The organism is Streptomyces sp. GL_148 (assembly GCF_057834205.1).
Genome location: NZ_CM174396.1, coordinates 337,035 through 356,434 on the forward strand (window position 1 = coordinate 337,035; position 19,400 = coordinate 356,434).

Below are 19,400 nucleotides of genomic sequence, written 5' to 3' on the forward strand. Positions count from 1 at the left end.
GCCCCTGCCCCTGTCGATGGCGGTCAGGCACGCCGCTCACTCCCCTCGTGTCCGTCGGCCGCCATCAGGACCACCTGTACGTCGGCCCCGTGCGCGAGTTCGGCGAGGAACGCGGCGCCGCCCGCCTCCGGGTCGATGAGCGCAATGCCCCGGCGGGTGTACGCGCGCGCCAGTTCGGGGCTGACCATGCCGCCCGCCTCGGCGGCCCAGGGGCCCCAGTCGAGCGACAGCACCCGGCCCGGGAAGTTCTCCGCCCAGATGTGCGCGAGGCCGTCGAGGGCGTCGTTGGCGGCGGCGTAGTCGGTCTGCCCCCGGTTTCCGTAGACGCCCGCCACGCTGCCGAACAGGGCGAGGAAGCGGGGCGCGGGCGCCACGCCGTGCTCTGCCGCGGCGGCGGCGAGGTGGCGTGCGCCGGTCACCTTCGTGGCGAACACCTCGGCGAAGGCGGCCGGTTGCTTGTCGCGGAGCAGTCCGTCGTTCAGGGTCCCGGCTCCGTGCACGATCCCGTCCAGCCGGCCGTGGCGGGCCCGCACGGCGGCCACGACGCCTCGTACCGCCTGCTCGTCCGTGACGTCCGCGCAGTGGTAGCCGACGGACGCGGCCACGCTCGCGAGGGCTGCCAGGGTGGCCCGCACCTCTCGCTCGGCGAGGATCCGCGAGGCCGCGGCCTCGATCTCCGCGGGGGTGCGCAGTCCGGTGGCGATCAGTGCGGCCCGCAGGGCGACACGGTCGGTGGCGTGCCCGAACTCATCGGCTTCGGCAGCGGGTTGAGGCGTACGTCCCATCAGCTCTACGTGGCATCCGGTGGCCCGGGCCAGTGCCAGGGCGGCCCGGGCGGTGATCCCGCGGGCCCCGCCGGTGAGCAGGACCACCGAGCCGGCGTCGAGGGGCGGCGTCCCGTTGCCGGGGGCGAGCGGTGCGGGGACCGGCCGGGGGGTGACCCGTAGGCCGTCGGCGGTGTAGGCGACGGAGGCGGGGACCTCCGCCGAGGCGGAGGCGGAGGCGGAGGAGGCGGCGGTCGGCGCGGCCGGTTCGCAGCTCAGCTCGGCCAGGAGCTGCGCCGCGATCCGCTCCGGGTCTTCCTTGGAGTGGACCTCGACGGCGCGGATCAGCCTGCCCGGGTATTCGAGGGAGGCACTGCGGGCGAAGCCGTGCACTCCCACTCCGGCGGACTCGCCGCGGACGGTGACCAGCAGGAGCCGCTGCACACCGCCGGTCAGGGCCCGCTGCAGCCCGGGAAAGCTCTCGGGCAGGACGGGCGCCGTTCCCGGCCGCAGGGCGGACAGGTCGAGGACGGCATCGAACCCGGCGTCGCCTTCGGCCAGTTGCCGGACGTCCGCCCCGTGGGCTCGCAGGGCCCCGGTGACCGCGGGCACAACGCCCTGGCCGTCCCCGGCCTCCCCGACGACCCCGATCCGCAGACCCCGCAGGACCTCCGGGTCCCCCGGCGCGGGCGGCAGCGCGTGCAGCTCCACCCGGAGGCGGCCGAGTGCGGGCGGGGCCGTCGCCGTGGCCTCGGCCTCGGCAGCCGGAGGCTCGGGGAGGGCAGTGTGGCCGGAGACCCATTCCACGATGCCGCGCAGGGTCTTGATCCGGGACAGCTCCTCGATCGCGGACTCGGCGGAGCCGCCCGCGTCCTGGGGCAGGCCGATCCGGTCGGCCAGGGCGCCGATGATCTCGACCCGCTTGATGGAGTCGATGGACAGGTCCGCCTCCAGGTCCAGCTCGGGAGCGAGCATGTCCCGCGGGTACCCGGTCCGGGTGTGGACGATCTCCACGATCACGTCCATCACCTCCTCGGCGGACCGCGGCCCCCCACGAGCCGCGCCCCCGCTGCCGCCGACGCCCCCACGCCCGTCGCCCCTGGCCAGACCGCCACCCGGGACCACGCCACCGGGCATCCCGTTGCCCGAGGACCCGCCACCGATCGTCCCCGAGCCCGGGGCCACGCCGTCGAACTCCGGCCCACCGGGGGCCGCCGGCCACGGTCCGGTTCCTCCGAGGCCCGGGTCCGCGCCCCCGCCGTGGGCGGCGGACCAGGACGCGTCGGCGCCTCCCGGCTGGGCTCCGGCGTCGGGACGGAACTCGGCCCGCGCACGGAGAGAGGCTGCGTCCGCGAACATCCCCGGGGCCGCCCCCGGGCCGCCGGGCAGTCCGGCCCCCGAGGCCGCGCCGGCGGGGGCCGTCGGCCATGCGCCGGCCCCCCCGACACCGGGGTCCGTGCCTACCAGGGCCTCGCCATGGGCTCCGGACCAGGCACCGTCGACACCGCCGGGCAGGCCTCGGCCGTCCGGCCGGGGCTCGGCCCAGAGGGCAGCCGGAGCCGCGCTCCGGAGCATCCCCGGGGCGCCCACCGCACCCGGTGGGCCCGCGAACCCCTGTCCGGGACCCCGGTCCGGGGTTGCCCCCACGTCCTGCGGGTCCACGGCCCCACGGGTGGTACCGAGGGGGGAGGGCGGGATCGCGCGGGCCGGGCCGGTGACAGCGAAGTGCCCGGGCGGGGCCGGGTCGGGGCCGCTCCACGGCGGCGCCGTCGCGGTCGACGCCAGGTAGCCGATCATGACGTCCCGCTGCGCCTGGACCAGTTCGCGCGAACCGCGCAGGTACTCCAGGACCGCCTCCTCCCGGCGGTCGGCCGGGGCAGGTGTGGTGGGCTCCGCCATGTGACCGGAGCGAGCGACCGCCCGGGCGGTCGGACCCGACAGCGACTCAAGGCCCGTGCCGGAGCCCCCGTTCTCGGTCCAGATGTGCCGGCCATCCGCACCCCCCACGACCGAACCGGCCGCCGGCCCACCGCTCCCGGGGAGGAACGACGCCCCCTCGGCCGCCGGAAGCCCGGCCCGGCCGTTGCGTGCGTCCGCATACCCACCCATCGGACCTCCCACCGGACGGGAACCTCCACCCGAACCACCCACACCAGGACCCCCACCCGGCAGCCAGTGCCCGTCCCCGGCAGGACCACCCCTCCCCGGCTCCGCGGACCCACCGCCCACAGGCCCTCCGATCACACCCCCCACCGGGTCGAACCCCCCACCCGAGCCACCTGCACCAGACCCCCCGCCCGGCAGCCAAGGGCCACCCCCGCCAGGGGCGGCGCCGTGCCCGTTGCTCGCGAAGCGGCCGTCCTCGCCCCCTGGTGTCAGGGCCTCCTCCCGGGTGGAACGCCCGGCCGAGCCGTCCTCGCCGGGGATGCCGGCCGACAGCCAGTGCCCGCCCCCGGCAGGAGCAGGCACGCTCTCGGGGCCGCCGTTCGTGCGGCCCCCCAGCGGGTCGGAGCCTGCGTTCGCGTGGGCCCCCACCGCGGCGGAGCCCCCCGCCGGGCCGGTGCCGTTCTTCGGCTGCGCCATCTGATGGGCTCCCTTTCCTTCGGATACCGCGACGTGGACCCGGCGGGCCGGGCGGAGGCCGCCGGGGACGGGGTTGCCGTCCCGGGTACGGACCAGGTGGCCGTCCACCAGCCAGCCCGGGCGGCGTGGAGCGCGCTCGGGGAGCCGGGAGGTGCGGCCGCGGAAGAGGGCCTCGGGCGCCACCGGGACGCCCGCCGCGGCCAGTTCCGCCAACGCGGTGACCAGGCGGAGCAGTCCGTGCTCGCCGGGCACGTCAACCGGCACCACCGTGTGGGGCCGGTCGCCCAGGATGCGGCCGACCAGGCCGGACAGGACGCGGCCCGGCCCGGCTTCCACGAAGGTCCGTACTCCGGCCGCGTACATGTGCTCCACCTGCTCCACGAACCGGACCGGCTCGGCCACCTGACGGGCCACCAGGTCCCGTAGCGCGTCGGCGGTCAACGGGTACGGGCCGGCCGTCGTGTTCGACCAGACGGGGACGGCGGCGTCGGCCAGTTCCGTCCCGGCGAGTTCCTCGGCCAGTGCCGTGGCCGCCCCCGCCACGACCTCGCTGTGGAACGCGCAGGCCACGGAGAGCGGGGCCGCCGTCAGGCCCGCCTCCCGCAGGGCGGCCACCGCCTCGGCGACGGCGGCGGACGGCCCCGAAATCACGCACTGCCGGGGTGCGTTGTGGTTGGCGATCACGCACCCGGCACGCGCGGCGATCTCCCGCACTTCCTCCGGCGCGGCCGTCACCGCCGCCATCGACCCCGGATCCGTCCCGGCGGCCGCGACGATGGCCTCGGCCCGGCGCGCACTCAGCCGCAGCAGGCTCTCCTGGTCCCAGACCCCCGCCGCCCACAGTGCGGTGAGCTCGCCGTACGAGTGCCCGGCCACGCAGTCCGGCCGTACGCCCAGCTCCCCCAGCAGCAGGTGCGCCGCCGAGCCCGCCAGCCCGAGGGCCGGCTGGGCCACCCGGGTGTCGGTGACCGCGGCCCGCTGGGCGGTCCGCCCCTGCGCGGTGAAGGCCGCCGGGGGGAACATCGCGGAGGCCACCGCACTCGGCGCCGCGTCCAGGAGCTCCCGCAGGAACGGGAAGGCGGTGAACAACTCGCCCAGCATGCCGGGGCGTTGACTGCCCTGGCCGGGGAAGAGGAAGGCCACCTGTCCGGGCGCCGCCGATTCCTCCCGTACGTGGACCCCCGCGCCCGGGGTGAAGGCGCGCGCCCGCTCCAGCCGGGCCGCCAGCTCGTCCAGGTCGGCGGCCACGACCGCGACCCGTACCGCACCCGCCCCGGCCGCGGCCTCGGCGGCGAGGTCCCGCAGGGCCCAGGGGCGCCCGGCCGCGTCGTTCTCCTCCAGCCTGGCCGCCAGTCGGGCCATCGCCCGGCCCGCCGCGCGCCGGTCCTCGCCGCGGAAGCAGAACAGTTCGGCCGGCCATTCCTCCAGCCCGTGCCGGGGCTCCTCGGCTCCCGCGTAACCGGTCAGCACCGCGTGGTAGTTGGTGCCGCCGAATCCGAAGGCGCTCACCCCGGCGATCCGCCGCCCGGCGGGCACCGCCCACGGCCGGGCTCCGGTGTCGAAGGAGAACGGGCTGCTCTCCGCGTTCCAGGCGGGGACCGGTGTGTCGAGGTGCAGGGTCGGCGGACGTACGCCCGAGTGGACCGCCCGGACCGCCTTGATCAGTCCGGCGAGCCCGGCCGCGCACTTGGTGTGCCCGATTTGCGATTTCACCGAACCCAGCGCGCAGCCTCCGGGAGCGGCGCCCGACTCGGTGAACAGGGAGGTCAGTACGGCCAGTTCGGTGGTGTCCCCGACCACGGTGCCGGTGCCGTGCGCCTCGATGAGGCCGACGTCGCCGGGGCTGATCCCGGCCCGTGCGTAGGCCCGGTCCAGGGCTCTGCGCTGCCCCTCCGGCCGGGGTGCGGTCAGGCCGAGGGAGCGTCCGTCGCTGGCGGCTCCGACCGCCTTGATGACGGCGTACACCCGGTCGCCGTCCCGTTCCGCGTCGGCGAGCCGTTTCAGTACGAGCGCCCCCACCCCCTCCCCGAGGGCGATCCCGTCGGCGGCCGCGTCGAAGGGCCGGCAGCGGCCGTTCGCGGAGAGCGCCCGGACGGAGGAGAACAGCAGGTAGTCGTTGATGCCGTTGTGGACGTCGGCGCCTCCGCACAGCACCATGTCGCTGTCCTTGTCGCGCAGTTGGCGGCAGGCGAGGTCGAGTGCGGCCAGCGAGGAGGCGCATGCGGCGTCGACCGTGCAGTTCGCGCCGCCGAGGTCCAGCCGATTGGCGACCCGGCCCGCGATGACGTTGGCGAGCACCCCGGGGAAGGAGTCCTCGGTGAGCCGCGGGAGTTGTTCGTCCAGCTCGGGAGGGATCTCGCCCAGGTACCCGGGGTACAGCGCGCGCAGCCCGTACGCGCCCGCCAGCTCGGTGCCGGCTTCCGCACCGAACACGACCGAGGTCCGGGACCGGTCGAACTCCCGGTCCTTGCCGTACCCGGCGTCCGTCAGGGCCCGCGCCGAGATCTCCAGGGCGAGCAGCTGTACCGGTTCGATCCCGGCCAGCGAGGCCGGCGGGATGCCGTGCGCGAGGGCGTCGAAGGGCATCGGGCCGAGGAAGCCGCCCCAGCGGGACGGGGTGCGTTCGCCGGCCCGTGCCGGGTCGGGGTCGAAGTGGATTGCGGGGTCCCAGCGTTCGGCCGGGACCTCGGTCACGGCGTCGCTCCCGTCCAGGATCCGGGCCCAGTAGGCGGCGAGGTCCGGTGCGCCGGGGTAGGCGCAGGCCATGCCGACGACGGCGACGTCCAGCGGTTCGGGCCGCGGAGCGCCGGCGGCGGCCATCGCGTCCGAGGCGTCATCCTCGGGGTCCGGACCGGCGAGCTCGTGGGCGCGCTGCCGGAGCAACTCGGTCGCTCCCTGCGTTACTTCGGTGTGCAGGGCGGCGATCGTGGTGGTCCCGGACCGCAGGGTGGCGGCCTGGCCCAGCATGAACAGCCCCTCGGAGTCCTGCTGTTCCTCGCCCACGGCTTCCAGCCCGGATCCGTCGGCCCCGCGGCGCAGGCCCTTGCTGGCGATCCGGAGTCTTCCCAGGTTGAGCCGCTCCAGTTCCTCCCACACCTCGCGCGGCTCTGCTCCGCCTTCCGCGAGCCGCTGCCGGGTGGCCTCGAAGGTGTCCACGTAGGGGGTGACCGCGCAGCGGGTGGCGTGTCCGGGCGCGGTGTGCAGCAGTACCGTGTCCGCGCACTCCAGCGCCGCCTGCTGGAAGCGGGGCAGGACCGCGCCCGCCGCCACCGCCTCCTCGGTGAACAGGTAGGCGGTGCCCATGAGCACCCCGATGCGGGCACCCCGTTCGGCCAGCGGGGCTGCCGCGGCGGCGGCCATCGCGGCGGAGCGTGCGTCGTGGATTCCGCCCGCGAACAGCACGTCCAGGGCTGCCGGTTCGGGGCAGGCGAGCAGCAGCTCGATCTGCTCCTCCCACAGCGGGAAGGAGGCGCGCGGCCCGACGTGGCCCCCGCATTCCAGCCCTTCGAACACGAACCGCCGCGCCCCGTCGGCGAGATACCGCTCCAGCAGGCCCGGGGAGGGCACGTGCAGATGGGTCCGGGTCCCGGCGGCCTCCAGCGGGGCCGCCTGCCCCGGGGTGCCGCCCGCGATGATCGCGTACGGGGGACGCACCTCGGCGACGGCCGCGAGTTGCTCGGCCCGCAGCTCGGCCGGGGCGAAGCCGAGCATGCCCACGCCCCAGGGCCGCTCCCCGAGCCGCTCGGCGGTCTCGGCGAGGAGCCGGTGCACCTGCGGGCCCTCCATGACGGCGAGCGCCAGGTAGGGGACCCCGCCCCCGGCGGCCACCGCTTCGGCGAAGGCCGCCTGGTCGCTGACCCGGGTCATCGGCCCCTGCGCCACCGGGAGCGGTCGCCCCGGGCCGTGGCCGCCCCCCAGCGGCCGGGCCCGTACGGCGGCCGCCAAATGTCCCGCGACGGCCGACCGGACGGCTCGGAGGATGCCTCCGGTCGTCCGGTGGCGGGCGGCCAGCCGGGCCGCCGAGGCCCCGTCCTGCCCGACCGGGAGCAGCTGTGTCCGCAGGTCCCGGGCGCCCAGCAGGGCGGCGGCCGGCCCCTGCGGCGGGGTCAGGTCGGGGCGTGCGTACACCCGGTGGCCCCGCACGATTCTGGTTTCGGAGCCGTCCATGGCCCGTACGGCCGCGGCCACTTCGGCGGGCAGCCCGGCCTCCCCCTCGGGTGTGAGGGCCAGTTGTACGTCGACCAGCACGCCGGCGGCTCCGCCCGCGACTGCCGCGGCCGCGGTGTGCGGCCCGATCCCGCCGTACGCCCGGACGGGCAGCATGCCGAACCGGGGGTCGGCGAGGAGCTGTTGGAGCAGGACGAAGGTGGTGGTCCCGCCCACCCGGCCGCCCGCCTCGTGCCCCTTGGCCACGAGCGCTTCCGCCCCGGCGGCCACCGCGGCCGCGGCCTGCGCCTGATCGGTGATCTCGGCCCATACCCGGGGCCGCCCGGCGGCGGCCGCCCAGTCGGCCACCCCGCCCGGCGTGCGGCCCGCGGGGTCTGCGAGCAGCACGGTGTCCACCTCGGCCGGCAGCTCCTCGGGCCCGATCGGGCAGCCCGCGGGCACCCGTACCCCGTAGCGGCCGGCTCCGAGGCGGCGGGCGATCTCGGCCATGGCGCGCCGCGCGGACCCGGCGTCCCGGCCGAGGTCGAGCAGGCCCAGGGATCCGGCGCGCTCGGCGGCGGTGACGATCCGCGGGTTGGGCTCCTCGAACGGGCTGACCGCGACGACGAGGTCACGGTCGGCGGCGCGGAGCCGCCCGGGCCGCCCGGGCCGGCACGCGGAAGCCGACGGGTCGATCCGCCCGGAAGCCGACTCCTCAGGCCGCTCGGGCGTCTCGGAGGCCGACCCCCCGGGCCGCTCGGGCCGCCCTGAAGCCGGAGGCTCGGTCCGCTCGGAGCCCGACTCCTCTGTCCGCTCCCCCAGCGGCGCCGGCCCATCCCCCGCTCGCCCGGCCGTCGCGGATCGTGCGGGCCGTGCGGATCGCGGAGGCCGCGGGGTGCGTGAAGGCCGCGCAGGAAGCGCAGGACTCGGAGCCGGCGGGGGCTGCTGGGGCGGAAGGGCACGCGAGGGCTGGGGGGACGGCTCGGGTTGGGGGGACACGGACGCTCCTCTTCCAGTGCTGTGTGACATGGCGCAGTGCGGGACGGAAGACCGGGGAAGGCGTGGGAGAAAGGCGGCGGACGAGACGCCCTCCCACGGGGGATCCGAGGTGGGCGGCGCGCGAAACGGCCGGGCGATGCGGCGGGGGCAGGGTTGAGCGGTGGTCAAATTCCCTGTTGCCGGGATGCATCGTGCGGTGACGACCCTGCACTGTCAACGGCCATCCGGAGCCGATCACTTCGCGCCCCGAAGGAATTCCGGCCACCCGAACGGCGGCCCGGCCACGCCGTCGGCGCACCCCCGTCGGGGCCATGACCTGCGGCGTTGCGTCGGGACGACCCGTCTCCGGCCCACCAGTCGGCGCCACTGCGCCGCTCGCCCTCATGCCGCATGGGTATGAGTTGTCACCGGTCCGGCATGAGCACCTTTGCGGCACCTTTGCGGAGTCTGACGGTTGTTCACCCGACGCGGTCTTACAGGTACACCCTCGCCCGGTTACCGTCCGGTCATGACCCCCACCCTCGCCCAGCTCCGCTACCTCGTCGCCGTCGCCGACTGCCGTTCCATCACCGGCGCGGCGGCCTCCGTATTCGTCGCGCAGTCCGCCCTGTCACGGGCCGTCCAAGCCATGGAGCGCGACCTCGGCGTCGACCTCCTCGCCCGCCGGGGAAGGGGGGTGGACCTCACACCGGAAGGGGCCCGGGTCGTCCGGCTGGCCCGGACCGTGCTCGACGCGGTGGAGGCCATCGACGACATCGGCACGCCCCACGGACTGGGCGCCAGGGCCGCCCTGTCCGTGGTCACCACCCCCACGCTGGCCCTCGATCTGGCCTCCGAGCTGGTGCACACCTTCACCGAGCGGCACCCCGGCCTCGACGTCAGACTCCACCAGTACGACAGCCGCGAGGCCGTGGTCCAGGAACTCACTCAGGCCCGGGCCGAGTTGGCACTCGTGGACCTCCCCCTCGACGGGGAACTCTCCACCCACTACATCCAGGAGCGCGAGGTGGTGCTCATCTCCCCCGTCGGGTCCGCGCTGCCCGACCCGTTACCGTTCCGCGCACTCGACGGGCTGCCGATGGTGCTGCCCACCCCCGGGACGGGCCGGCGCACCGAGATGGAGGCCATGTTCAGCTGCCTGGGCGTGCGCCCGGTGCCCTGCCTGGAGGTGGACGAGCGCCTCGGCTGGGTGACCGGGGTGACCGACGGCCGCGGCTCCCTGATCTGGTACCGCGACGTGGTCGCCAGGGCCTTCGGCAGCAGGGCGGAGATACGTTCCTTCACTCCGCCCCTGCTGCGCCCGGTGGGCATCGCGCACGCCCGCCGGCCGCTGAGCCGGGCCGCCCGCGCCTTCATCGCGCACGCCCGGCACAAGGCACCCGTACGCGAGCCCTCCCGGTGACCGCGCGGGCCGCGCCCCCCGGGGCGGCGGACCGTACGTCCCGTCGGGCCGACCGGAGGGCCCCTCCCGACGGCCGGACATGCCCGCCCGGCATTGAACGATGCTCGAACGGACGGAGATTGCCCCTGGCGCCGTCACCTGACACCCCCTCACATGGTGGGCATGCCCCGACTACTCCTCACACCCCCGCGGGCCGCCGCCCTCGCCACCGCGGCCCTCGCCATGGTCCTGCCGGCCGCGGCCTGGCTGACCGGACCCGCCGCCGGGCCGGCCAACGCATCCGCCCTCACGCCTGCGTCCGCACCCCTTTCCGGCGCCGCCGGCGCCGCCGCCGCTCCCGAGCGCCAGTGCACCCTCCCCGGAGGCTTGGCCGAGATCAGCGGGCTCGCCATGAGCCGAAAGCACCCCGGCGTCTTCTACGCCGTCAACGACAGCGGGAACACCAACCAGGTCTTCGCCATCGACTGCAGCGGCGCAACCGGCCTGCTCAAGGCCACGTACACGGTCTCCGGGGTCGGCAACACCGACTGGGAGGGGCTGGCCATCGGCAAGGACCCCTCGGGACGCCCCGTGATCCTGGTCGGCGACATCGGCGACAACTTCGGCAGCCGCGCCGAGATCACCGTGCACTCCTTCGCCGAGCCGGACCAGCTCGCCAACGCCTCGGTGACGCCCGTGACGTACCGCTTCGCCTACGCCGACGGCAAACACGACGCGGAGTCCCTGCTCGCCGATCCCGTCACCGGCCGGATCCACATCGCGAGCAAACTCATCGGAGCGGCAGGCCAGTTGTACCAGGCTCCGCTGCCGCCGGTACCGGGGCAGCTGGGCACCCTGACCGCCGTTCGGCCGGGCCCGGTCTTCGCCACCGACGGCGCGTTCTCCCCCTCGGGAGCCTCCTACACCCTGCGCAGCGGCGGACCGCTGGGGGCCAACACGGCCTCGGTGTACGACACCGCGGGCACCAAGCTCGCGGACGTGGCCCTGCCCGCCCAGTCGCAGGGCGAGACGGTGACCTACGCCGACTGCACCAGCCTGCTGGTCGGCTCGGAGAACGACACCCAGATCTGGCGCGTCCCGCTGCCCCCGGAGGCCACCCCGGGCTGCGGCGGCACACCAACGCCCACACCGACCCCGACGCCGACTCCCACCCCTACACCCACGCCCACACCCACGCCGACTCCCACCCCCACCCCCACCCCCACCCCCACTCCAGGTGATCTGAAGCTGGCCAACCCCTGCCCGCAGAGCTGCAAGTTCAACCAGAGCTGCACCATCCAGCTCACCACCACGGGCGGGAAGCCCCCCGTCCGCTACGCCGCCACCGGACTCCCCTGGGGCCTGACCCTCGACGCCGCCACCGGCCGCATCACCGGAAAGCCCTGGGCCACCGGAACGATCCAGATCACCGCCACGGCCACCGACACCACCGGAGCCACCGCCACCACCACCTTCCCCCTCACCCTCACCTGGTTCTAAAGGAGGCACCCGGAGGCCGGGTCTCCAAGGGCACCGTCACGGGGCGGACCCCAGCCCGTCCGGGATCCGCCCCTCGCCGTGTCGGCCCAGCCCCGCTCCCGACGCCGCCCCTGTTGAGGAGCGCGGCCGTCAAGGCACAAAGGTCGCCCCCTTCGGGACTTTCTACTTCCTTTGCCTTCCGTTGACCTCGTCAAGACTGGGGGAACCTCGGACCGAAGACGTTCCGGGTTCGGCAACGCGATGCAGGGAGAACTCATCGTGGATTACGGAAAGACGGCGCCGGCCGTACTCGAAGGCGTCGGCGGCGAATCGAACGTGGAGTCCCTGGGGCACTGCGCCACCCGTTTGCGCTTCGTCCTCAAAGACGCGTCGAAGGCCGACAGAGCGGCCGTCGAGGCGGCCCCCGGCGTCATCACCGTCGTCGAGAGCGGCGGCCAGTTCCAGGTGGTCATCGGCAACGACGTGGCCAAGGCCCACGCCGAGATCACCAGGATCTCCGGGCTCGGTGTCGACCGGGCACCGGGGAAGGACGGCAAGGCGTCGCGGTCCGGCTCCGCGGATCCGGCTCCGCGCGGCAATCCGCTGACGCGGCTGGTCGACGTCATCTCCAGCATCTTCACTCCGTTCCTGTGGACGCTGGCCGGTGCGGGCCTGCTCAAGGCCACGATCGTGCTGGTCACCAAGCTCGGCTTGGTCGCCGAGACCTCGCAGGAGTTCACCGTCCTGAACGCGGCCGGCGACGGCGTGTTCTTCTTCCTGCCGGTGCTGCTGGCGGTGACGGCGGCGAAGCGGTTCGGGTCCAACCAGTGGACCGCCATGGCCATCGCGGGATCGCTGGTCTACCCCGCGATCGGCGCCCTGAACGAGGCCGGCGACCCGGTCTCCTTCTTCGGCATCCCGATGGTGATGGTCGCCTACGCCTCCTCCGTCATCCCGGTCATCCTCGCCGTGTACGTCCAGAGCTTCGTGGAACGCGGCCTCGACAAGGCGTTGCCGTCCAGCATCCGCAACTTCATCACGCCGATGCTGACGATCGCCGTCATGGTCCCGCTGACCCTGCTCACCATCGGCCCGGCCTCGGACTGGGCCGGCCAGGGAGCCTCCAGCCTGATCGGCTGGCTGTTCGGTCTCAGCCCGGCCATCGCCGGAGCCGTCCTCGGCGGCACCTGGCAGATCATGGTCGTCTTCGGAATCCACTGGGGCCTGGTCCCGATGATGGCCAACGACCTGGCCGTCCAGGGGCACTCCCTCCTCTACGGCCCGCTGGTCGCCGCTTCCGCCGCGCAGGGCGCGGCCGTACTGGCGGTCATGCTCCGTACCCGCAGCAAGAGCCTGAAGAAGCTCGCCGGTCCGGCCGCGGTGAGCAGCTTCCTCGCCGGCATCACCGAGCCCGCGGTCTACGGCGTCAACCTGCGGCTGAAGAAGCCCTTCGTCTACGCCTGCATCGCCGGCGCGGTCGGCGGCGGCATCGCCTCGGCGGGCGGCTCGGCCTCGACCGCGTACATCATGCCGGGCCTGCTGTCCCTCTCCGCCTACCTGCAGGTCGGCAGCTTCGCCCTCCAGCTGATCGGTGTCGGCGTCGCCGTCGCCCTGTCCTTCGGCCTCACCATGGCCCTGGGCTTCAAGGACATCCCGGAGGACGCCACCGAAGCCGGCCAGTCCGGTCAGACCACAGAGGACGGCGCCGCCTCCGAACGGCCCGCCGGCGAGGCCTTCGAGGTCGCCACCCCCGTCGCGGGCAGGGTCCTCGCCCTGGCCGACGTACTGGACCCGGTGTTCGCCTCCGGCGACCTCGGTCACGGTGCGGCCGTCGCCCCGACCTCCGGCGAGGTCCACTCCCCCATCGACGGCACGGTCGTCAGCGTCCTGCCGCACGCCTACGGGCTCCGCTCCCCCGAGGGCGTGGAGGTCCTCGTCCACATCGGCATCGACACGGTGCGGCTCGGCGGGGAGCACTTCACCACCGCCGTCCGACCGGGCGACCACGTCCGGCTCGGCGACCCGCTCGGCGAGGTTGACCTGGCCGCGGTCGAAGCGGCCGGCTACGACACCACCACGATGGTGATCATCCTCGATACGGCCGGCACGGGCGTCGTACGGACCACCGGTCACTCCGAAGTCGAGCACAGCACGGTGCTCCTGTCCCTCGGCCCGGAGCGCGAACTCACCCCGGTGGGCTGACTTCCCGCCCGGCGCGCCCCACCACCCGCCCCGCGCGCCGCCCCCACACCCAGCACACAGCGCGCCGCGCCCCGCGCCCTGATCCCCGTACCCCCGAAGGAGATCCGCACATGGACCACAAGACCCCCGCCGCCTTCCGCCCCGACTTCCTGTGGGGCGCCGCGACCTCCGCCTACCAGGTGGAGGGCGCCTGGGACACCGACGGCAAGGGGCCGTCCGTCCAGGACGCCCGCGGGTACCCCGAGGGCACCACCGACTTCAAGGTCGCCGCGGACCACTACCACCGCTTCGAGGAGGACGTGAAGCTCTTCTCCGAGCTGGGCCTGAAGGCCTACCGCCTGTCCATCGCCTGGACCCGGATCGTCCCGGACGGCGACGGCGCGGTGAACCCGGACGGCATCGCCTTCTACCACCGCCTCTTCGACGCCCTCCTCGCGCACGGCATCGAACCGGTCGTCACCGTCTACCACTTCGACCTGCCGCAGGCCCTCCAGGACAAGGGCGGCTGGACCTCCCGCTCGACCATCGACGCCTTCGCCCGCTACTGCGAGGTGCTGTTCGAGGAGTACCGCAGCAAGGTCACGCACTGGCTGACCATCAACGAGCAGAACATGATGATCCTGCACGGCGCCGCCATCGGCACCAGTGCCACCACCTCCGACGACCCGAAGCGCGAGCTGTACCAGCAGAACCACCACATGATGGTGGCCCAGGCCCGCGTGACGAAGATGTGCCACGACATGCTCCCGGCCGCCAAGATCGGCCCGGCGCCGAACATCTCCGTCGTCTACCCGGCCACCAGCAAGCCCGAGGACGTCCTCGCCGCCTCCGACTACAACGCCATCCGCAACTGGCTGTACCTGGACATGGCCGCGTACGGCACCTACAACCCGACCGCCTGGGCCTGGATGACCGAGCGCGGCATCGCCCCCGAGATCGCCGACGGCGACCTGGAGGTTCTGGCTGCCGGGCGCGCCGACTACCTGGCGCTGAACTACTACACGACCGCCACCGTCGCCGCGCCCCTGGACGACGGCGCCGTCACCTACGAGGGCGGCGACCAGCAGCTCGCGGTCGGCGAGAGCGGCGTCTTCCGCGCCGTGAGCAACCCCCACCTGGCCACCACCGAGTTCGGGTGGGAGATCGACCCCGTCGGCTTCCGCACCACCCTGCGCGACGTCTACGACCGCTACCGGCTGCCGGTCATGGTCACCGAGAACGGGCTGGGCGGCTTCGACACGGTCGAGGACGGCGAGATCCACGACGACTACCGGATCGCCTACCTCTCCGAGCACATCGCCCAGATGCGCCTCGCGGTCGCGGACGGAGTGGACGTCATCGGCTACCACCCCTGGTCGGCCATGGACCTGATCTCCACCCACCAGGGCGTGGCGAAGCGTTACGGCTTCATCTACGTCGACCGCGACGAGTTCGACCTCAAGGAGCTCCGCCGCATCCGCAAGGACAGCTTCTTCTGGTACCAGCAGCTGATCAAGGGCAACGGCTCCCTCTGATCCCGTGCGCCCCCACACAGGAGACCCTTCCATGACCCGCTACCCCTACCAGTTGATCGCCACCGACCTCGACGGCACCCTCGTGCGCAGCGACCACACCGTCTCCCCGCGCACCACGGCCGCCCTCGCCGCCGCCGTGTCGGCCGGGGCCCGACACGTGGTGGTGACCGGGCGGGTCGCCCAGTGGACCAGGCCCACCCTGGCCGAGATCGGCTACCGGGGCCTCGCCGTCTGCGGGCAGGGAGGCCAGCTCTACGACGCCGGGCAGGGCGCCCTCGTCTCGTCGGTCTCCCTCGACCGGGAGCTGGCGGCGCACGTGGTGGCCCGGGTGGAGGCCCGTACCGGTCCGCTGTCGGTGGCGGTGATGCCCGTGGAGCTGGCCGATCCGATCCTCGTGGGGCCCGGGTTCCCGCTCCCGCCGATGGCCTCGACCGGGATCGAGCAGGTCCGGGACACCGCCCGGCTCTGGGACCGGCCGATCGGGAAGGTCCAGATCCAGCACCCCCACCTCACGGACGACGAGCTCACCGAGGCCGCCCGCGAGGCGGTGGGCGATCTCGTCACCGTGGTCATGGCCGGCCCGACCTGCGTCGAGCTGCTCCCCCTCGGCCTGTCGAAGGCGACCGGTCTGGCCCTGGCGGCGGAGGCGCTGGGCACGACGGCGGAAGGCACCATCGCGTTCGGTGACATGCCCAACGACATCCCCATGTTCGCCTGGGCGGGCCACTCGGTCGCCATGGCCAACGCCCACGACAGCCTCAAGGCGGTCGCCGACGAGATCACCGCCGGCAACGACGAGGACGGCGTGGCGGCGGTCCTGGAACGCCACCTCCTCCCGCTCACCGCACCCCTCCTTCGGTAAGGGCGAAGCAGCGCACAGCGCCTCGCCCGGATGCCCGCCGGCGCCAGGCGTGTCGTCGTCGCCCGCGACGAGGACGGCCGCCTCGTGGTTCACCCCGTGTGCGCGGCGGACTGCGACGGCGTGAGGGGAGCGGGCGGGGCGAGGACGGAGTCCAAGCGGCGAAGGGAGGAGCGCCGCTGGACCACCGACAGGGCCGCGATCCCCGCGCCGAGGGCCAGCCAGCCCACGGGCCCGGCCGTCATCACCACCCCGGTCAGGAGCAGGGGACCGGCGGACTTCTGGACGGACTGCGCCATGCCCGCCACTCCCAGGTACGACGCCCGGGCCTCCTCGGGGGCGAGCGAGACCGCCAGCTCCCAGGAACTCACCGACCGCAGCAGTTCCGCCGCCGTGACCAGGACCGACGCGGCGAGCAGTACCACCGTCGCGTCGACGGCCCCGGCGCCGGCGGTGAGGGCCAGGAGGGTGCAGCACGCGAGCATCGTCAGCCCGTACACCGAGACCGCCGCCGCGGCCCGGCGGGGCTCCTCGAACCTGGCCGAGACGCGGAGCTGGAGTACGACGACCAGCACGGTGTTGACGACGAGGAAGGCCGGTACCAGGGCGTGCGGTGCGTCGGTGTGGACCACCAGCCAGAGCGGCAGGCCCACGGCCAGGACCGAGTCGTCGAGGTTCATCGGGATGTCGAGCAGGACGAAGCGCAGGTAGCCGCGGTCCCGCCACGGGCTCGGCGCCCCTGCCCGGCCGGGCGCCGAGCCCGTGGGCGCCGCGTCCCCGGGCGCCGCGTCCCCGGGCGCCGCACCCCCCGTGCCCGCCGCCACGCGCCCCTCGGCCCGCGGTTCCCGGGTGCGCCAGACCAGCGCGGCGGCCCCGAGGAACGACAGCGCGTTGCCCAGGATCAGCGCCTGGTAGGCCGCCGGGGTCCCGACCGCGAGGCCTGCGGCGGCGATCCCCGCGCCCACCGCGCATCCGGCGTTCGCCGTACTGCGCGACAGCGCCTGATAGGTGCCGCGCCGCTCACCCGCCACCCGCGTGGCGAAGAGCATCTCCAGCGCCTTGGCCGCCCGGTCGCCGAGGTAGGTGACCGCGACCAGGGGCAGCAGTACGTCGAAGCGGGTGACCACGAGCAGTGCGCCGAGGGTTCCGAGACGCAGCAGGTGACAGCCGATCAGCAGGGACCGCACCGGGAAGCGGCCCGCGAGGTGCCCCGCCAGGGGCGATCCGGCGATGCCCGCCACGGCCGCGGCTCCCAGCAGGAGGCCGATCCGGCCGGCGTCCAGGCCCATGACGAAGGTGAAGTAGAGGACCGAGGAGGCGGCCCACACGCCCGTGCCGGTGCGGTCGAGGAGCTGGGCGAGCAGCATGATCCGGGCGTCCCGGCCCCCGGGCGGCCGCCTCAACTGCGCCACCAGCCCGGGCCGTCGCTCCCGCTCGCGCCTCTGCCCCGGCCGTCCCCGCCACCCCTGCGGACCCCTCCGGGTCCCCGTACCGCGCCGCCGCATCCCATGGCCTCCGACCCCCGCGAAAGTATCTCGATATCGAGATACCAGCGGAAGCCTGTCGGAGATTAATCTTGACGTCAAGATACTTCCGGGTGCGGGTGCGGGGCGGGTTACGGGTACGGGCCGTAACCACAGGCTGCGCCCGACTCCCTACGGCCGCACGGCGAAGGCCGCGATCAGCAGGGCCGTCCCCATGGCCAGCCAACTGGTGTAGTCGCCCACCCGGCCGGCGTGCAGCCTGCGTAGCGGGAGCACCACTGTGCGGGTCACCGCCACCGCGGCCCCGCACAGGGCGTGCGCGAAGCCGCCCTTCACCGCCGGGCCCCACAGCGCGGCCCCGGCCAGGGCCGCCGCCAGGCCGGCCGAGAGGAACCCCAGCAGGAGGCCGGACACCGTCCACCGCACCTCCGGAACTTCGGCCGGCGCTGCCGCGACCCCGGCGGTGACGGCGTTCGCGTACCCTCCCGGGTCCTGGAACAGCGCGGCGCCCACACCGAGGCCCGCTCCGGCCGCGGGTACCAACCCGAGGGCGAGCGCCGCCGCTAGGAGGACCGCCGGTACGGCGAGCATGGACGGCGGAATGCCGCGGAGCGGACTGCGGACCTCGGGTTCCTCGCCGTCCCCGGTCGTCTCGGGGCCCGCGGCGCTGCTTCGGGGCGGCGCTCCGGCCCCGCCGAACACCCTCCCCGCCGCCCGCAGCGCGGCGCCGCCGGTGACCGCGGAGACCACGACGAAGAGGAGGACGGGCCACAGCGCCCCGTGCCCCGCCGCGTGTTCCGCGACGGCCTTGCCCAGCCCCGACCCGAACGGCGGCAGTCCGGCCAGCGCGAGACCGCCCGCCGCGAACAGCGCTCCGGCGAGGGGGAGGTCGCGGCCGCGGCCGTACAGCCCGTGTTCGTCGACGGATCCGTGCCGGTCCAGGAGGACGCCGGCCAGGGCGAACAGGGCCGCCTTGATGCCGGCGTGGCCGGCGACGTACAGCGCCGTTCCCGCCGTCGCCTCCGGCGTGAGCTGCGCGAGTCCGACGAGGAACAGACCGATGTGCGCGATCGTGGAGAAGGCCAGCAGCCGCTTGAGGTGCCGCTGCTGCCAGCACATGACGGCGCCGAGCACCGCCGTGAGCGCGCCAACGGTCACGAAGACGGTCCGGAAGGAGTCCGGCGGGATGCCACCGGGTCCCGAGAAGGCGGTCACGTACAGGCGCGCGAGCCCGTAGAGGCCCATCTCCACCATCGCGCCCGACAGCAGCATGCACACGGGCGTGGGCGCCTCGGCGTGGGCGTCGGGTAGCCAGAAGTGGAAGGGGACGGCGGCGGCCTTGACGAGCATTCCGGTGGCCACCAGCACGAAGGCCACGACGAGCAGCAGGTCGGCCGGCCGTTCGCCGAGGGCGGCTCCGATGCGGGCGAAGGCGAGTTCCCCCGTGCGGGCGTAGAGCAGTCCCGTGCCGAGCAGCGTGCAGTATCCCGCGAGCGAGCCGGTGAGCGCGAAGGCCAGGGCGCCCTGGAGCGGGCGCGGGTCCTCCACCCGGTAGCCGGTCAGGGCGTATGCGGACGCACCCATGAGCTCGAAGAACACGAAGGCGTTGAACAGGTCCCCGGTGAGGGCGAATCCGCACATGCCCGCCTCGAAGAGCATGATCAGTGCGGGAAAGGTGCCGCCGTGGCCGCTCGGCGGCTCGTCGAAGTACCGCCAGGCGTAGACGAGCGCGGCCAGTACCAGCACGCCGACCAGCAGGGCGAGCCCGGTCCCGATCCGGTCGGCGGCCAGCACGACGCCCACGCTGTGCCCCTCGACCGGCGTCCAGCCGCCGACCCAGGACACCGCGCGGCTCTCGGCGGTACGGGCCCACAGCAGGGCGAGCAGGGCCACTTCGGCCGCCGCGCAGCCGGTGGCGAGGACGTCGAGGGCGAGCCGGGGCAGCCACCGGCCGGCGATCACCAGGACGACCGATGCCAGCATGGGCAG

Annotated in this window: 8 protein-coding genes; 5 read left to right on the forward strand and 3 right to left on the reverse strand. The window is 74.4% G+C overall.

Annotation, left to right across the window (positions count from 1 at the left end; translation table 11 throughout):
• Positions 1-23: 23 nt before the first annotated feature.
• Positions 24-8,003, reverse strand: coding sequence for an SDR family NAD(P)-dependent oxidoreductase (locus AC3IYI_RS01575; protein WP_489408467.1), 7,980 nt, complete (start codon positions 8,001-8,003; stop codon positions 24-26).
• Positions 8,004-9,000: 997 nt separating this feature from the next.
• Between AC3IYI_RS01575 and AC3IYI_RS01580 the strand changes: the two genes are divergently transcribed.
• From AC3IYI_RS01580 to AC3IYI_RS01600, 5 genes are all read left to right on the forward strand, one after another.
• A complete protein-coding gene (locus AC3IYI_RS01580) occupies positions 9,001-9,894 on the forward strand; it encodes a LysR family transcriptional regulator (RefSeq protein ID WP_489408468.1) in 894 nt (297 codons plus the stop codon).
• 162 nt (positions 9,895-10,056) lie between these two features.
• Entirely contained in the window at positions 10,057-11,373 is a 1,317-nt protein-coding gene (locus AC3IYI_RS01585) for a putative Ig domain-containing protein (RefSeq protein WP_489408469.1), read from the forward strand.
• A gap of 258 nt (positions 11,374-11,631) precedes the next feature.
• The gene (locus AC3IYI_RS01590) at positions 11,632-13,554 is read left to right on the forward strand and encodes a beta-glucoside-specific PTS transporter subunit IIABC (RefSeq protein WP_489408470.1); all 1,923 of its coding nucleotides are present in this window, start codon (positions 11,632-11,634) and stop codon (positions 13,552-13,554) included.
• Between the two features lie 110 nt (positions 13,555-13,664).
• Positions 13,665-15,068: a glycoside hydrolase family 1 protein gene (locus AC3IYI_RS01595; protein ID WP_489408471.1), complete on the forward strand. Its 1,404-nt coding sequence runs from the start codon at positions 13,665-13,667 to the stop codon at positions 15,066-15,068.
• 31 nt (positions 15,069-15,099) lie between these two features.
• Positions 15,100-15,930 (forward strand): HAD family hydrolase, encoded by an 831-nt coding sequence (locus AC3IYI_RS01600; RefSeq protein ID WP_489408472.1) that lies wholly within the window; start codon positions 15,100-15,102, stop codon positions 15,928-15,930.
• Between the two features lie 89 nt (positions 15,931-16,019).
• On the opposite strand, the gene AC3IYI_RS01605 is transcribed toward AC3IYI_RS01600, so the two are convergent.
• Together AC3IYI_RS01605 and AC3IYI_RS01610 are read right to left on the reverse strand one after the other, a co-directional pair.
• Positions 16,020-17,294 (reverse strand): MFS transporter, encoded by a 1,275-nt coding sequence (locus AC3IYI_RS01605; protein WP_489408473.1) that lies wholly within the window; start codon positions 17,292-17,294, stop codon positions 16,020-16,022.
• Positions 17,295-17,582: 288 nt separating this feature from the next.
• Positions 17,583-19,394 carry a complex I subunit 5 family protein gene (locus AC3IYI_RS01610; protein ID WP_489411846.1) on the reverse strand — a complete coding sequence of 604 codons (1,812 nt, stop codon included), beginning with the start codon at positions 19,392-19,394 and terminating at the stop codon, positions 17,583-17,585.
• Positions 19,395-19,400 lie beyond the last annotated feature (6 nt).

Excerpts from the sequence above, each read along its gene's own strand:
- AC3IYI_RS01600 (WP_489408472.1), top strand. The coding sequence starts at position 15,100 with ATGACCCGCTACCCCTACCAGTTGATCGCCACCGACCTCGACGGCACC.
- AC3IYI_RS01610 (WP_489411846.1), bottom strand. The coding sequence starts at position 19,394 with ATGCTGGCATCGGTCGTCCTGGTGATCGCCGGCCGGTGGCTGCCCCGG.
- AC3IYI_RS01605 (WP_489408473.1), bottom strand. The coding sequence starts at position 17,294 with ATGCTGCTCGCCCAGCTCCTCGACCGCACCGGCACGGGCGTGTGGGCC.
- AC3IYI_RS01575 (WP_489408467.1), bottom strand. The coding sequence starts at position 8,003 with ATGGCCGAGATCGCCCGCCGCCTCGGAGCCGGCCGCTACGGGGTACGG.
- AC3IYI_RS01580 (WP_489408468.1), top strand. The coding sequence starts at position 9,001 with ATGACCCCCACCCTCGCCCAGCTCCGCTACCTCGTCGCCGTCGCCGAC.
- AC3IYI_RS01585 (WP_489408469.1), top strand. The coding sequence starts at position 10,057 with ATGCCCCGACTACTCCTCACACCCCCGCGGGCCGCCGCCCTCGCCACC.
- AC3IYI_RS01595 (WP_489408471.1), top strand. The coding sequence starts at position 13,665 with ATGGACCACAAGACCCCCGCCGCCTTCCGCCCCGACTTCCTGTGGGGC.